Origin of the sequence: Mesorhizobium sp. M0408 (genome assembly GCF_040321495.1) — a bacterium.
Lineage (GTDB): Bacteria > Pseudomonadota > Alphaproteobacteria > Rhizobiales > Rhizobiaceae > Mesorhizobium.
Genome location: NZ_JAMYRO010000001.1, coordinates 219,560 through 235,414, shown reverse-complemented (window position 1 = coordinate 235,414; position 15,855 = coordinate 219,560). Strand labels below are relative to the sequence as shown.

Annotated in this window: 15 protein-coding genes; 13 read left to right on the top strand and 2 right to left on the bottom strand. The window is 62.6% G+C overall.

The features are described 5' to 3' along the window. Positions 1–11 precede the first annotated feature (11 nt). From NKI67_RS01165 to NKI67_RS01140, 6 genes are all read left to right on the top strand, one after another. Entirely contained in the window at positions 12–1,847 is a 1,836-nt protein-coding gene (locus NKI67_RS01165; protein ID WP_352641179.1) for a M3 family oligoendopeptidase, read from the top strand. A gap of 391 nt (positions 1,848–2,238) precedes the next feature. Then, complete coding sequence (locus tag NKI67_RS01160; protein WP_352454075.1) at positions 2,239–3,027, top strand: helix-hairpin-helix domain-containing protein; 789 nt, start codon at positions 2,239–2,241, stop codon at positions 3,025–3,027. Positions 3,028–3,182: 155 nt separating this feature from the next. After that, complete coding sequence (locus tag NKI67_RS01155; protein WP_352454074.1) at positions 3,183–4,334, top strand: aminodeoxychorismate synthase component I; 1,152 nt, start codon at positions 3,183–3,185, stop codon at positions 4,332–4,334. Further along, positions 4,283–4,945: an aminotransferase class IV family protein gene (locus NKI67_RS01150; protein WP_352568132.1), complete on the top strand. Its 663-nt coding sequence runs from the start codon at positions 4,283–4,285 to the stop codon at positions 4,943–4,945. The genes NKI67_RS01155 and NKI67_RS01150 overlap by 52 nt, the downstream gene beginning before the upstream one ends. 17 nt (positions 4,946–4,962) lie before the next feature. Then, positions 4,963–5,250: a YciI family protein gene (locus tag NKI67_RS01145; protein ID WP_352454072.1), complete on the top strand. Its 288-nt coding sequence runs from the start codon at positions 4,963–4,965 to the stop codon at positions 5,248–5,250. Continuing rightward, positions 5,247–6,185, top strand: coding sequence for a heme-dependent oxidative N-demethylase family protein (locus NKI67_RS01140; protein ID WP_352644127.1), 939 nt, complete (start codon positions 5,247–5,249; stop codon positions 6,183–6,185). The genes NKI67_RS01145 and NKI67_RS01140 overlap by 4 nt, the downstream gene beginning before the upstream one ends. Positions 6,186–6,283: 98 nt before the next feature. Here the strand turns inward: NKI67_RS01140 and NKI67_RS01135 are convergent, their stop codons facing one another. Next, complete coding sequence (locus tag NKI67_RS01135; protein WP_352568134.1) at positions 6,284–6,727, bottom strand: DUF6640 family protein; 444 nt, start codon at positions 6,725–6,727, stop codon at positions 6,284–6,286. 158 nt (positions 6,728–6,885) lie between these two features. Here NKI67_RS01135 and NKI67_RS01130 point away from each other — a divergent pair, with 158 nt between their 5' ends. From NKI67_RS01130 to NKI67_RS01100, 7 genes are all read left to right on the top strand, one after another. Beyond that, on the top strand, positions 6,886–7,392 hold the full coding sequence (locus NKI67_RS01130; protein WP_352568135.1) for a substrate-binding domain-containing protein: 507 nt from the start codon (positions 6,886–6,888) through the stop codon (positions 7,390–7,392). 391 nt (positions 7,393–7,783) lie between these two features. Next, positions 7,784–9,229, top strand: coding sequence for a homospermidine synthase (locus tag NKI67_RS01125; RefSeq protein WP_352568136.1), 1,446 nt, complete (start codon positions 7,784–7,786; stop codon positions 9,227–9,229). A gap of 186 nt (positions 9,230–9,415) precedes the next feature. After that, positions 9,416–9,790: an outer membrane lipoprotein Omp10 gene (omp10, locus tag NKI67_RS01120; RefSeq protein WP_023720183.1), complete on the top strand. Its 375-nt coding sequence runs from the start codon at positions 9,416–9,418 to the stop codon at positions 9,788–9,790. Between the two features lie 189 nt (positions 9,791–9,979). After that, on the top strand, positions 9,980–12,007 hold the full coding sequence (locus NKI67_RS01115) for a 5'-nucleotidase C-terminal domain-containing protein (RefSeq protein ID WP_352568137.1): 2,028 nt from the start codon (positions 9,980–9,982) through the stop codon (positions 12,005–12,007). 150 nt (positions 12,008–12,157) lie between these two features. Continuing rightward, on the top strand, positions 12,158–13,222 hold the full coding sequence (hemH, locus tag NKI67_RS01110; protein ID WP_352568139.1) for a ferrochelatase: 1,065 nt from the start codon (positions 12,158–12,160) through the stop codon (positions 13,220–13,222). A 130-nt stretch (positions 13,223–13,352) separates the two neighbouring features. Continuing rightward, the gene (locus NKI67_RS01105) at positions 13,353–14,303 is read left to right on the top strand and encodes an SPFH domain-containing protein (protein WP_352568140.1); all 951 of its coding nucleotides are present in this window, start codon (positions 13,353–13,355) and stop codon (positions 14,301–14,303) included. Between the two features lie 10 nt (positions 14,304–14,313). After that, the gene (locus tag NKI67_RS01100; RefSeq protein WP_352568141.1) at positions 14,314–14,778 is read left to right on the top strand and encodes an NfeD family protein; all 465 of its coding nucleotides are present in this window, start codon (positions 14,314–14,316) and stop codon (positions 14,776–14,778) included. Positions 14,779–14,785: 7 nt separating this feature from the next. On the opposite strand, the gene NKI67_RS01095 is transcribed toward NKI67_RS01100, so the two are convergent. After that, entirely contained in the window at positions 14,786–15,787 is a 1,002-nt protein-coding gene (locus NKI67_RS01095) for a KpsF/GutQ family sugar-phosphate isomerase (RefSeq protein WP_352568315.1), read from the bottom strand. Positions 15,788–15,855: the final 68 nt, after the last annotated feature.

The following is a 15,855-nucleotide window of genomic DNA, read 5'->3' as shown; positions in this document are numbered from 1 at the left end:
AAGGATCGGCAATGCGCATGGTTTTTGCTCGAAAGCTGGCGGCGGCGCCCGGTCAGGGCGTGGCGGAGCTTGGCGACCTGCCGGAATGGAATCTGGCCGATCTCTATTCGGGCATGGAAGCGCCCGAGTTGAAGCGCGACATCGCCAAGGCCGCCGTCGATGCCATCGCCTTCGAGAGCCGTTGGAAAGGCACGCTCGCCGCCGAGGCCGGGCGTGGCAGCGCCGGCAGGCTTGGCGAGGCGCTTCAGGCCTATGAAGCGCTGGAGGAGCTGATCGGCCGGATCGTCTCCTATGCCGGGCTTGTCTATGCCGGCAACACGTCGGATCCGCAACGCGCCAAGCTCTATGGCGACATCCAGGAAAAGATGACCGATGCCAGCGCGCACCTGCTGTTTTTCGCGCTCGAGCTGAATCTCATCGACGATAGCGCGATCGAAACCGCACTCGCCGCCGATCCCGCCTTCGCCCACTACCGGCCCTGGGTGCTCGATCTGCGCAAGGACAAGCCCTATCAGCTCGAAGACCGCATCGAGCAGCTCTTCCATGAAAAATCGATCACCGGGCGCGGGGCCTGGAACCGCCTGTTCGACGAGACGATGACCGATTTGCGCTTCGACGTCGACGGCGAGGAGTTGACACTGGAGCCGGCACTCAATCGCCTTCAGGATGCCGACGGCGAGGTGCGCCGCCGGGCATCCGAGGCGCTGGCCACGACCTTCCGCAAGAATTTGCGCGTCTTCACGCTGGTCACCAACACGCTGGCCAAGGACAAGGAGATTTCCGACCGCTGGCGCGGCTTCGAGGACATTGCCGATTCCCGCCATCTCGCCAACCGCGTCGAACGCAGCGTGGTGGATGCACTCGCCGCCGCGGTTCGCGACGCCTATCCGCGCCTGTCGCATCGCTATTACGCGATGAAGGCGCGCTGGCTTGGCATGGAGGTGATGAACCACTGGGACCGCAATGCGCCATTGCCCGAGACCCCACAGGCGGTCATCGGCTGGGACGAGGCCAAGAACACCGTGCTTTCCGCCTACCAGCGCTTTTCGCCCGACATGGCGGAGATCGCCAGAACTTTCTTCGACCGCAGCTGGATCGATGCACCGGTGAGACCTGGCAAGTCGCCTGGCGCCTTTGCCCATCCGACCGTGCCTTCGGCGCATCCCTATGTGCTGCTCAACTACATGGGCAAGCCGCGCGACGTGATGACGCTGGCGCACGAGCTCGGCCACGGCGTGCACCAGGTGCTGGCCGGCGGCCAGGGCGCCCTGATGGCATCGACGCCGCTGACGCTGGCCGAAACCGCATCGGTGTTCGGCGAAATGCTGACCTTCCGCTCGCTGCTCGAGCAGACCACCGACAAGCGCGAACGCAAGGCCATGCTCGCCCAGAAGGTCGAGGACATGATCAACACGGTCGTGCGCCAGATCGCCTTCTACGAGTTCGAGCGCAAGGTGCATGCCGAGCGCAGGAGCGGCGAACTGACCTCCGACAAGCTCGGCCAGTTCTGGTTGGAAGTGCAGGCGGAAAGCCTCGGGCCGGCGATCAAGCTGCGCGAGGGGTACGAGGTTTTCTGGACCTATATTCCGCATTTCATCCACTCGCCTTTCTACGTCTATGCCTACGCATTCGGCGATTGCCTGGTGAACTCGCTCTACGCGGTCTACCAGAACGCCGAGCGCGGCTTTCAGGAGAAATATTTTGCCATGCTGCGCGCTGGCGGCACCAAGCATCATTCCGAGCTTCTGGCACCGTTCGGCCTCGACGCGGCCGACCCTGCCTTCTGGCAGATCGGGCTTGGCGTGATCAGCGGACTGATCGACGAGCTGGAAGCACTGGACAATTGATGCGCAACACTGGGTGATGCGCAACACCGGATGACCGGGTTTTCCAGAACAGTTTAGCTGCAATGCATATTGGCGATGGTTCTATTCTTGTCTTGGATATTTGTTCTTAAATAACTTTCCATGGAAGTTTTCCGTTAGATTCCCGTAAGCTGTATGATAGCGTCCGCCCTCAAGCTCAGCCGGGCACGAATGGATCCGGTCGGAAAATCCCGACCGGTCATGGCGTGTCGGCGGATGCGACAACGGTTGTTGGCCAGGGGCAAACCGGTCGCCGACAGCTCGATCGAAGCCGGCTGTTCTGCAAATTGCGGAACCACCATCGAATGGTCCTTCGCCGAGGTCATGGCTCCACAGGCCAGGGCGGACGGATCGGACTGGAGAGAGAAAGACAATGGGCACTTTTTTCTACATGCTCCTGGCGTTCCTGGTAGGTGTGTTGGTTGGCTGGTTCATTTGGGGACGCCTGCGTGGCGAACTCGACAGTTTGCGCGGCGATCTAGACCGCACGCGCAGCGAACGCGACAGATTGCGGGCCGATAGCGACCGTCTGACCGGTGAGTTGGATGCATGCGGCCGCGCCCGCGCCGATCTCGAACGCCGGCTGGGCGAGGCGAAAACCACCCAGGCGCCAACCGCGAAGGCGGCAACAGCCAAGGCGCCAGCCGCCAAGACTGGCGCGACCAAAGCCGCGATGCAGGCGCCGTCAACGCTGATGTCGACATCCGCACCGGCTAAACCGGCGCCGAAGAAATCTGCAACGGCGAAGGCCGCGACCGCGCCACGCGCAAGTGCCGCGAAAACGGCAACGCCGAAACCGCCTGCATCGAAAGCGAGCGCCGCGCCGACGACCGCGCCAGCGGCAAGCAAGGCTGCGCCGGCGGCAAAGAAAGCCGCGACCGGCAAGGCAACAGCCACCGCGGCAGGCAAAGCCAACGATCTGCGTCGCCTGATCGGCATCGGCCCCACCAACGAGCGGCTGCTCAAAGGGCTTGGGGTCACGACCTATGCCCAGATCGCCGCCTGGACGCCCGACGATGTCAAGCGGATCGAGGCGACGTTGAATTTCGACGGCCGTATCGAACGTGAACGCTGGATCGAGCAGGCGAAACTGCTTGCCGCCGGCGACGAAAAGGAATTTGCGCGCCGCTTCCCGACCGCGGGAGAAGCCAGCAACACCTGATCCATCGCAGGCGGCATCTGGAACAAGGCGGCGCCCTCTGGCGCCGCATTTGTTTTTGCCGCCGCGCCTTTGCGTCTTGAGACGCCGCTCCCTCGATTGCACACGGTCGAGCCCCCATATAGATCGATCGCTGGTGACCGCAGCATCCGAGCCTTATGTCCCTGCCCCTGCCCTTTGCAATTTTCAGGAACGACGAGACCGCGCGGCAGCTCGTTTTCGACCGGCCGGCCGAGATAATCGCAGCGCATGGCGAGGCGGACTTTTTGCCTGCCCTGGAAGCCGCGCAGGTAGCACATGACGGCGGCAAATGGCTGGCCGGTTATTTCTCCTACGAGGCCGGTTACCTGCTCGAACCCAAGCTCGTTCCGCTGCTGCCGGCCGGCCGCCGCGCCCCGCTTTTCTGCCTCGGCGTGTTCGACGCGCCAGTCGAGGAGACGATCGCGCCAGGCGATCTGCCGGCTAGCAACGGCCCAATCTTCGACGCCAAGGCAGCCTGGTCTTCGGACGACTACGCCAAACGCTTTGCCAGGCTGCATGACCATATTCGCAAGGGCGACTGCTACCAGGGCAATCTGACCTTTCCGGTCCGCGCGCAATGGTCGGGCGATCCGCTGGCCGCCTTCAACGCGCTGACCGAACGCCAGCCGGTGAAGTATGGGGCGCTGGTCGCGCTCGGCGATCCGATCGTCTTGTCGCGTTCGCCCGAACTGTTCTTCGAGGTGGACGCGGAAGGCATGATCGAGACGCATCCAATGAAAGGCACCGCGCCGCGCGGCGCCACCAAGGCCGAGGACGATCGCCTGAAAGCGTTCTTGCGCAACGACGAGAAGAACCAGGCCGAGAACCGGATGATCGTCGATCTCCTGCGCAACGACATCTCACTGATCAGCGAGGTTGGCACGCTCGATGTGCCGGAGCTTTTTCGCATCGAGAGCTATCCGACGGTCCACCAGATGGTGAGCCGCGTGCGGGCAAAACTTTTGCCCGGCCTCGCCATCCGCCAGATTTTCGCCGCGCTGTTCCCCTGCGGTTCGATTACCGGCGCGCCGAAGATCCGCGCCATGGAGATCCTGCGCGAGCTGGAAGGTGGCCCGCGTGACGTCTATTGCGGCGCCATAGGCTGGATCGCGCCCGGCGGCCGGATGCGCTTTTCGGTGGCGATACGCACCATCTCGCTCTTTGCCAATGGCGAGGCGGTCTACAATGTCGGCGGTGGCGTCGTCTTCGATTCGACAGCCGAAGAGGAGTACCAGGAGTGTCTGCTGAAAGCCCGTTTCGCGACGGGAACACTGCCGATTTCGAACTGATCGAAACAATGCGCTGGGAACCCGGCTCGGGTTTCGTCCGTTTCGACCGCCATCTCGCGCGGCTTTACGGTTCGGCAAGCGAACTCGGCTTCGCCTGCGACCCGCAAAGGGTCGGCGAAGCGCTGATGAATGCGGTCGGCCGCCAGCACATCGCATTGCGCACTCGCCTCGTCCTGTCGCGCAAGGGCGAAGTGGCGGTGTCGGTGCAGCCCTACGAGCCGCTCGCCGCAGACAAGGTCTGGACCCTGCAGCTGGCGCGCGTGCGGCTTGATTCGAGCGACATGCTGCTGCGCCACAAGACCAGCGGCCGACAAACCTATACGCGCGCCCGCGCCGAATATCTCGCCAGCCGCGCCAACGAGGTGCTGCTCGCCAATGAGCGCGGCGAAATCTGCGAGGGCACGATCACCAACGTCTTTGCCGATTTCGGCGACGGCGTGCTGGCCACGCCGCGGCTCGATTGCGGCCTGCTGCCTGGCGTCCTGCGCGGCGAACTGCTGGATCAAGGCCGCGCCGGTGAAGCGGTCTACACGTGGAACGAACTGCAATCGGCCAAGGCGCTGTTCGTCGGCAACTCGCTGCGCGGATTGATCCCGGCGCGGCTGGGCTGAAGCATCTGGAGACAACAATGTTCGTGGTTTCGCTGAACTACAAGGTGCCGCTGACCGAGATCGACTGCCTGCAGCAAGCGCATGTCGAGTGGCTGAAGGCCTGCTATGCGCAAGGTATCTTTGTCGCCTCCGGGCCAAAGCGGCCAAGGACCGGCGGCATCATCATCGCGCGCGGTCCACGCGAGGAACTCGATGCCAGACTGGCGGACGATCCCTTCGCCAAGGCAGGTGCCGCCGATTACGAAATCACCGAATTCACGGCGAGAATGGCCGCCGCCGCACTGGAAGCCTACAAAGAAGCATGAGTTTCCGCACACCGACCCACACACCCTATGACGGCTCGTCGAAACTGTTCACCATCGGGCTGAAGCCGCTCAATCTCGATAGCTGGATCGAGGTCGACGAATATCTGCTGCCCTATCTTGCCGAGAAACGCCGGCTTTACGCGGAAATTCCCGACAAGGTTTTTGTCGAGGAGCAAGCAACGCGCGACGCCCAGCGCGAAGTGCTCGATCTGCTCGGTGCGCATCTGGCGGCGAACTTTCCTGAGACCCACAGGCGTACCGACAATGCGATCGAGGCGATCGGCGGCACCGACGATCTCGAAGGCTCGGGCACCGCAGCTTCTTTCAGCGATGCGCCGCTTGTCGCGGCCTCGCTGCTTGTGCAGGAGGATTTGATCCTGATGCGCCGCGACGACAGCGGCTGGCGTCTGGCGGCCGGCTCGCTCTGCTTCCCCTCGTCATGGTCGCTGATCGAAAAATTCGGCAAGCCGCTGCAGCAGATCCACGCGCCGGTACCGGGTTTCGGCCCGGGCACACGCCCGGCCGATCTCATCAACCGCATGTTCGACGGCCTCCAGGGCCAAGCCGTCGAGCGCTACAACTGGTCGATCCAGGCGGGCGACGCGCTCTACCATCCGCTCTCCAACCTCGAACGTACCGACCGCGCCAGCAGTCGCCCGTCGAGATTCCCGGACGGCGACATCGACGCCCATGTCTTTATCCGGGTCGAGCGGCAGACGCTGAGAAAGCTCCCCGTTTCGGGCGACGTACTCTTCACCATCCGCATCCATCTCGACCCGCTCGCCGTGCTGGAACGCCACCCCGACCGCGCGGCGCTCGCGGCGTCCTTGGCCGAACAACTTCTGGCGCTGGACGAGGCACAACTCGACTACAAGGGGATGACCGCCGACCGTGACCGGCTGGTCGCGTGGCTCAGGGCGCTGGCGCTGTCCTAGAGCAGTTCATCGTCTCACGGAAACGCCGAACCGCTCTATCTCTTTGTTTCTGCGCAATCCCGGACGGAAAACCGTTTCACACCTTTCCTGGAATTGCCCTAAATCGCAGCCAGGCCCAGCAGCAGGATCGCGGACATCGCGGTAAAGACGGTGACGTTGACGTCCCACCGCCAGCCCGCCGGTCCAAACGGCGGCCGGAACGGCAGATAGCCGTTCTCGTCATACAGCACGCCGCCATAGATCGGCCGCGAGAGCATGGCCGCGAAGAATGCTCCATACATAGCCGCGGCCAATCCCCCGGCGAGATAGAGCCGCTCGGCTTCGAGTTGTCCCTTGATCCAGATAAGTCCGAGCGCAATCAGCGCCACTCCGGTGTAGCTCAGCACCTGCCAGACGACATGAAACCGGGCGTGTGGGGTCCACAACGGATTGGTTGCATGTGTGGCGTTCAAGTCGGCTTTGATCGTCGCTACACCGTAACCCACAGTCGCGACGCTTAGCAGAATTCGAGCAAGCAGATGACTGTCATAAGCGAGTTCCATCGCATTTTCCTCCCCTCACGCCGGAACGACTTGAATGGCACCCTGGGCACAGAAGAGCTGCCCATCGGCCAGCCGCGCATAATTATGGACGATCCCCTGCCATCCTTTCGGTGCGACGGACTCCCGGCCCACCGATTGTCCACGTGCCCGGACAGGCAATGCGCCCGCTTCTGGCCGGCTTCCCGCTCGACGATGAAAGGCTCGACGGTTTCAAACAGGGTTTGGCGGAGGCGAATTTGTCGATCGACGATGTCCCGATCCTCGAGACGATCCCAGGCGAGCCATCTGCCGGAGCAGTGGTGTTCGACAGGGCGCCTGAAGCAACCGCGATCCTGACCATGTCGGATTGGCAGGCGATCACAATACTGGACGAGGCGGTTCGCCGCGGCATCGGCGTGCCGGGCCACGTATCGGTCGTTGGCTTCGATGGGACTGCTGAATCCGCACGCACCACGCCTCCGATGACCACTGTGGCGCAAGACGTGATCGGAAAAGGCAGGCTTGCCGCCCGAATGGTTATTGACAATGAAGCCCCCCCGCCAGGTCGTTCTGCCGGTAGAACTGGTGGTTCGAGCCTCCACAGCCGCGCCGAGGGCAAAAATCCGCTGAAACGCGCGGATGCGCCATCCGCATCTGGGGCGGCGCTGGCAGCGTCTTTTCGCTGAGCAGCGTCTGGCACTGAACGGGGCACAACTTGACTATAAGGGCCTGACAGCCGACCGTGACTGTCGGCGGAAGACAACTGTAACTTGTGGCTTGGGGGAACAATGATCCAGCATCTTGGCAGGCCGGTCACGTTCATGGCCGCGATCCTGGTACTGTCGATAGCAGCTGAGGCGGAGCCGAGGCCTGCGCCGACGATCTGCTGGACCTGCCGGTCTCCGAGGCACGTGACCTCTTCAAGCCTGAATTCGCAAGACTGGTCGAGCCGTAGCCGGGATGGCGCGGTGTAACGCCGGCCGTCCGCTTTTCGCTTTATTGTGACAATGATCTATGGTTTGTCGCGCCGCGGCCAAGCCGCTGTTCCGAAGCGTTTTTTGAGGGAGTAATCGATAAATGGCGAATGAAAACTGGCCCGTTTACGGTGAGATCACCGGCCCTGTCGTGATGATCGGCTTCGGCTCGATCGGACGGGGAACGCTGCCGCTGATCGAGCGCCATTTCAAATTCGACAAGTCGCGCATGACGGTCATCGACCCGCGCGACGCCGACCGCAAATTGCTTGACGAGCGCGGCATCACTTTCATGCAGGATGCAGTGACCAAAAAGAACTACAAGAAGCTGCTGACACCGCTTTTGACCAATGGCGGCGGCCAGGGCTTTTGCGTCAACCTGTCGGTCGACACTTCCTCGCTCGAGTTGATGAAGCTCTGCCGCAAGCTTGGTGTCCTCTATATCGACACGGTGGTCGAGCCCTGGCTCGGCTTTTATTTCGACGAAAAGGCCGACAACGCCTCACGCACCAACTATGCGCTGCGCGAGACCGTACGTACTGAAATCGCGAAGAGCCCGGGCGGCACCACGGCGATCTCGTGCTGCGGCGCCAATCCGGGCATGGTCTCGTGGTTCGTCAAGCAGGCACTGGTCAATCTCGCCACAGATCTTGGCTTCGACTTCTCGGAACCCGCGCAGCACGATCGCGAAGGCTGGGCCAGGCTGATGAAGAAGGCCGGCGTCAAGGGCATCCATATCGCCGAGCGCGACACCCAGCGCACCAAGAAGCCCAAGCCGATGAACGTGTTCTGGAACACCTGGTCGGTCGAAGGCTTCATTTCGGAAGGGCTGCAGCCGGCCGAGCTCGGCTGGGGCACGCATGAGGCGTGGATGCCGAAGAACGCCAAAAGCCACAAGAACGGTTCGAAGGCCGCTATCTATCTGGAGCAGCCCGGCGCCAATACACGCGTGCGCACATGGTGTCCGACGCCCGGCCCGCAATACGGTTTCCTGGTGACACACAACGAAGCGATCTCGATCGCCGATTTTTTCACCTTGCGCGGCAAGAAGGGCAAGGTGCAATACCGGCCGACCTGCCATTACGCCTATCATCCCTGCAACGACGCAGTGCTGTCGCTGCACGAGATGTTCGGTGTCGCCGGCAAGGCTCAGCCCGTGCATCACGTGCTCGACGAAAATGAACTGGTCGATGGCGTCGACGAACTCGGCGTGCTGCTCTACGGCCACGCCAAGAACGCCTACTGGTACGGCTCGCAGCTATCGCTGGCCGAGGCGCGCAAGCTGGCGCCCTATCAGAATGCTACGGGCATGCAGGTCACGTCGGCGGTGCTGGCCGGCATGGTCTGGGCGCTGGAAAATCCCGAGGCCGGCATCGTCGAAGCCGACGAGATGGATTACAAGCGCTGCCTCGACGTGCAGAACCCATATCTCGGGCCGGTCAGGAGCTATTATACCGACTGGACACCGCTCGACAATCGGCCTGGTCTGTTTCCCGAGGATCTCGACACCAAAGACCCGTGGCAATTCCGCAACATCCTCGTTCGATAGCAGCGTTGCCTCGACACTCCGCCAGCTTGCAATCGCCCGGAAATCGGGCGATTGAAGAGGGGCGGCCTAGAGCGACGTGCGTCCATTTGGACGCACAAAGTACGCTCTAGCACTTTGAATGTGCGCATCGTGCTTTCCGAAAATCGGATCGATTTTGGGCCGATGCGAGAGGAGAGGATCTTGAAGATGACGATTGCGCAAAGACTGCTTTCGGCTGGCATTGCCGCGGCCGCTACGGTCGCGTTGGCGGCCTGCACGACAACCGGCCCAGGCGAGCCGCCGGTGATCACCGCCAAAGGGGTTGAAGGCTCCTGGATCGACGCGCAGGGCACGGGCTTGTCCACCTTCAAGGGCGGCAGCTTCGCGACCGTCGCAACCGACACCGGCCAGAAGCTTGCCGATGGCAGCTACACCATGACCGGCGGCACCTCGGTCGAGATCCATGGCACTTCGCTGATCCGCCAGACGCCAATCAGCTTCAACTGCTTGATGGTCTCCACCAGCCAGCTCAATTGCACCAGCGCGAGCGGACAGAATTTTGTGCTGACCAGGCGCACCTGAAATCCGATTCCGATTTTACTTTGCACAAGGGCGGCGGCTTCAAGCCGCCGTCTTCTTGCGCCGGCAAAGCTGATGCCGATTTCAGCTTGCATCGACTGAAACGCGATGTGAACATGGCCTGAGAGGGCTGTTACATCCCAGTCAAACAAGAGCGTTAACGCCACTGGTCAAGTCACCCGGGAGACGAGAATGAAGAAGATTGCTGCCATCGCCGCGCTGTCGGCATCGGCGCTTGGCCTGTCGGCTGGGGTATCCTTTGCCGACTACACGCTCAACATCCTGCACATCAACGACTGGCACAGCCGCATCGAGAGCAACAACAAGTACGAATCGACCTGCTCGGCCGAGGAGGAGACCAAGGGCGAATGCGTCGGCGGTGCCGCCCGCCTGGTCACCGCGATTGCGCAGGAGCGCAAGAAGCTGGAGGGCCAGAACGTGCTGCTGCTCAGCGCCGGCGACAATTTCCAGGGCTCGCTCTTCTACACGACCTACAAGGGCAAGACCGAGGGCGAATTCCTCAACCAGATGAAATTCGACGCCGAGGCGCTTGGCAACCATGAGTTCGACGATGGCGAGTCGGCGCTGGTGCCGTTCCTCGACATGATCAAGTTTCCGGTGCTCGGCGCCAATGTGAAGGCCAATGCGCAATCCAAGCTCGGCGACCGCGTCAAGCCGTCGATCGTGGTCGAGGTCGGCGGCCAGAAGATCGGCATTGTCGGCGCGGTCACCAACGACACGCCGGAGCTTGCCTCGCCTGGCCCGAACATCGCCATTGAAGATGACGTCAAGTCGATCACCGCCGAGGTCGAGAAACTGAAGCGAGAGGGCGTCAACAAGATCATCGCAGTCACCCATATCGGCTACAAGCGCGAGCGCGACGTGATCGCCAATATCCCGGGCATCGACGTGGTGGTCGGCGGCCACAGCCATTCGCTGCTGTCCAACACCGACCCCAAGGCGGAAGGCCCATATCCGACGATGGTCGACAATCCGGACGGTTACAAAGTGCCTGTCGTGCAGGCGGCGTCCTATTCGAAATATCTCGGCGAGTTCAAGGTCGTGTTCGACGACAACGGCGTCGTCAAGGAGGCAAGCGGCGATCCCATCCATCTCGACAAATCGATCACGCCCGACCCCGCCGTGCTTGCTCGCATCAAGGAACTCGGCGCGCCGATCGAGGCCTTGAAGAACAAGGAAGTCGCCGAGACCACCAAGGCGATCGACGGCAGTCGCGAAAACTGCCGCGCCCGCGAATGCGAGATGGGCAATCTGGTCTCCGACGCCGTCCTCGACCGGGTCAAGGGCCAAGGTGTCGAGATCGTCATCTCGAATGGCGGCGGCTTGCGCGCCTCCATCGACCAGGGCACCGTCACCATGGGCGAGGTTCTCACCGTCCTGCCGTTTCAGAACACGCTGGCGACCTTCCAGATCTCCGGCAAGGATTTGGTTGCCGGCCTCGAAAGCGGCCTCAGCCAGGTCGAGGACGGCGCCGGGCGCTTCCCGCAGGTTGCCGGCCTGAAATATGCGTTCGACAAATCGGCGCCGCCTAACGGACGCGTCAAATCGGTCGAGGTCATGGAAGGCGGCGCCTGGACGCCGATTAAGCCGGACAAGGATTACCTGGTCGCCACCAACAACTATGTCCGCCAGGGCGGCGACGGCTACAAGGTGTTCGCCGAGAAGGCCAAGAACGCTTATGATTACGGCCCGGGGCTGGAACAGGTCGTCGCCGACTACCTAGGCGCGCACCGGCCCTATACGCCGAAGCTCGACGGCCGCATCACCGAGATCGCCGCGACCGTGGCCCCGGCCGCAGAACCTGCCAACCCTGCCGAACCGCCAAAGCCTGCTGAGGCTGCGCCGGCAAAGCCTGCTGAGCCGGCAATGCCCGAAATGCCGGCCGGCTCTGGCGACATTTCCAAAACACCACCGGCCGTCCCGGCTGAAACAGCGCCGGCACCCGCACCCGCCGAGCCGGCCCAGCCGGCGGCACCTGCGGCTCCGGCCACACCGGCTCCGGCGACCCCTGCTCCGGCTGAGCCGGCACCGGCCGAAAGCAGCCATGTAATCGTCGCCGGCGATACCTATTGGGATCTCGCGGTGAAGGCTTATGGCGACGGCACCAAATGGAAAATAATCTCCGATGCCAACAAAGCCTACGAGCCACGCCGCCTTCCGGTCGGCGCAACCTTGACGATCCCGGCGGCCTCGAAGTAATCCAGCCGCAGGAACGCAATGCACCCGCCCGGCAGACCGGGCGGGTGTTGCATTTCTGGGATAAGGTGCGGCCAGACGCAGCATTTGAAAACCGGCGCGGCATCGCTACTTTCGCCGCGGCACCGTTGGTTCGCGGTGTTGGAGAACCTCATGACGCTTGCCAACCCTGCTGAAATCAAAGCCGAGAAGACTGCCGCCTCGCCGTCGGCAGGGCGCCCTCTGGTCAGGACCGGCAAGGTCGGCGTCATGCTGATCAATCTCGGCACCCCGGACGGCACCGGCTTCAAGCCGATGTGGCGCTACCTCCGGGAGTTCCTGTCCGATCCGCGCGTCATCGAGCTCAACAAGGCGATCTGGTATCCGATCCTCTACGGCGTGGTCCTCACCACCCGGCCGAAGAAATCAGGGGCCAATTATGCCAGGATATGGAACCGGGAGCGCAACGAGTCGCCGCTGCGAACCTACACCCGCGCCCAGGCCGAGAAGCTCGGGCTCGCGTTCGGCGAGCTACCCAATGTCGTCGTCGACTGGGCGATGCGCTACGGCAACCCTTCGACCGAGAGCGTGGCCGAGAGACTGGTCGAGCAAGGCTGCGACCGCATCCTGTCTTTCCCGCTCTATCCGCAATATTCGGCGACGACGACTGCGACTGCCAACGACCAGCTGTTTCGCGCGCTGATGAAGATGCGCCGCGCCCCGGCCATTCGCAGCGTGCCACCCTATTACAACGAGCCGGCCTATATCGAGGCGCTCGCCCGTTCGATCGAAAAGCATCTGGCGAGCCTCGACTTCGAACCGGAAATTGTCATCGCTTCCTATCACGGCATTCCGAAACCCTATTCCGACAAGGGCGACCCCTACCAGGCCCATTGCCTCGAGACGACCCGACTGCTGCGCGAAAAGCTCGGCTGGGATGAAAACAAGCTGATTACCACCTTCCAGTCGCGCTTCGGCGCGCAGGAGTGGCTGCAGCCCTACACCGACAAGACGGTCGAAAGACTAGGGCGCGAAGGCGTGAAATCGGTCGCCATCGTCAATCCAGGATTTTCCGTCGACTGCATCGAGACGCTGGACGAGATCGGCAGGGAAGCGTCCGAGACCTTCCATCATGCCGGCGGCGAAAAGTTCGCACACATCCCTTGCCTCAACGACAGTGCCGAGGGCATGGCGGTGATCGAGGCGATGGTGCGGCGCGAGCTGTCCGGCTGGGCCTGAACAGATCACCCGTCTATGCACCCGCAATCCGTGATCACCTGATTGTAACATTGCTGAAACACACTTAAGTGTTTGGTGGAATCGGTCGCGTGGAATATCCAACATGGCCGGCCTTTGAGGGGAGAGCCAAATGGGTTTCAGTGGTTTTGATATCGCGCTTCTTGTTCTTGTCGCCCTTGTCGTGCTGGTGCTTATCAAGGGCATCCGAACAATTCCGCAAGGCTATAATTATACAGTCGAACGTTTTGGCCGTTACACCAAGACATTGAACCCAGGCCTCAACCTGATCGTGCCTTTCGTCGACCGTGTCGGCGCCAAGATGAACATGATGGAGCAGGTGCTCGACGTTCCGACGCAGGAGATCATCACCCGCGACAATGCCACCGTTGCCGTTGATGGCATCGCCTTCTATCAGGTGCTCAACGCGGCGCAGGCCGCCTACCAGGTCTCCGGCCTGCAGAATGCGATTCTCAATCTCACGATGACCAACATCCGCACCGTGATGGGCTCGATGGACCTCGACGAACTTTTGTCGAACCGCGACGCCATCAACGAGCGCCTGCTGCGCGTCGTTGACGAGGCGGCGCACCCCTGGGGCATCAAGATCACTCGTGTCGAGATCAAGGACATCAACCCGCCGGCCAATCTCGTCGAATCGATGGGCCGACAGATGATGGCCGAGCGCAATAAGCGCGCGCAGATCCTCGCCGCCGAAGGCCTCAAGCAATCGCAGATCCTGGAGGCCGAAGGCCGCAAGGAAGCCGCCTTCCGCGATGCCGAGGCGCGCGAGCGCTCGGCCGAGGCTGAAGCACGCGCCACGCAGGTGGTGTCGGAGGCGATTTCCAAAGGCGACGTGCAGGCGCTCAACTACTTCGTCGCGCTGAAATACACCGAAGCGCTGACCAAGATCGGCTCAGCGACAAATAGCAAACTCGTGCTGATGCCGATGGAGGCCTCATCGCTGATCGGCACGCTCGGCGGTATTGGCGAAATCGCCAAGGAAGTTTTCCGAAGCGAAGGCACCGCCGGTGCCGCACGACAGGCCGCCCGCCCGCCGGTCGTTCGTCCGAGCGAAACCTGAGGCCACAGCCATGCTCGACCGCATTGTTTCTGAACTCGGCCCGTGGAGCTGGATGGTCCTCGGCTTCGTCCTGCTGGTAATGGAGGTCATCGCGCCGGGCATTTTCATGCTGTGGATCGGCATTGCCGCGCTGTTGATCGGCGTCGTCTCACTGCTCGTCTGGGATGCCGGTTTCTGGACCTGGCAAGTCCAGGTCCTCGCCTTCCTCGCGCTGTCGCTGGTCTCGGCCTATGTCGGCAAGCGGCTGGTGGGCGGGCGCCATGATGAAACCGACCAGCCCCTGCTCAACCGTCGCGGCGCACAGATGGTCGGCCGGACGGCGACCCTTGCCGAGCCGATCAAGGACGGGCGCGGCCGCATAAAGCTGGGCGACACGTTGTGGCGCGTCTCCGGCCCTGACCTGCCGGCCGGCACGCAAGTGCGCGTGACGGGCGCCGCTGATACCGACCTGGAACTGACGGTCGAGGCGGTCTAGAAGCCCGCTAGGCAGCACCGATGCGCAGCAGGTCGTGCAGATGGACGAGCCCGATCGGCCGCCTGCCTTCGACCACCATCAGGCTGGTGATAGCCGAGTCGTTGATCGTCTGCAGCGCCGTCGCAACAAGCGTGTCGGGCGCGGCCATTTTCGGCTCTTTGGTCATCACCTGATCGACGCTCATTGCCAGGAGATCGCTGCCGATATGGCGCCTGATGTCGCCATCGGTGATGATGCCGATCAGCTTGCCGTCCGCGGCAGTCACGGCCACGCAGCCAAACCCCTTGCGCGACAATTCGAGGATTGCCTCGCGCATGCCGGTACCTGACGACACCAGCGGCAGCCTGTCGCCGACATGCATGATCTCGCGGATCTGCGTCAGGTTGGCTCCGAGCTGGCCGCCGGGATGGAACGTGCGGAAATGGTCCGGGGTGAAGCCGCGTGCCTCGAGGAGCGCGATGGCCAGCGCATCGCCCATCACCATTTGCAATAGTGTCGAGGTCGTCGGCGCAAGCCCGTGCGGGCAGGCTTCCGGTGCTCGCGGCAGCAGAAGCACAACGTCGGCCGCGCGCGCCAGAGCCGATTTTTCACCCGCGGTGACCGCGACCAGCGGGATCGAGAAGCGCCTCGAATAGGCGATGATGCCCTTGAGCTCAAGGCTTTCGCCCGACCACGAAAGCGCGATTATGGCGTCGTTTCTGGCGATCATGCCAAGGTCGCCGTGATTGGCTTCGGCAGGGTGGACGAAGAAGGCCGGCGTGCCGGTCGAGGCGAGCGTTGCGGCGATCTTCGAGCCGATATGGCCGCTTTTGCCGACCCCGGTGACGATGACGCGGCCATCGATCTGCGACACCATGCCGACGGCTCGTGCGAACGGCTCGGCCAGCCCGTTTTCGAGAGCGTCTGCCAGTGCCGCGACGCCGGCCTGCTCCGTCGCCACGGTTCTCAGCGCCGAGGCAATCGCGGCCTGCCCGTCATGCCGCTTCCTGTCTGGGGATTTCACGTCCATGGACGATGCGATTAGCGCTTCGGCGCGCGCCTGTCCAACGGAATTGCCGTCCCGAACCTCCTGACGGG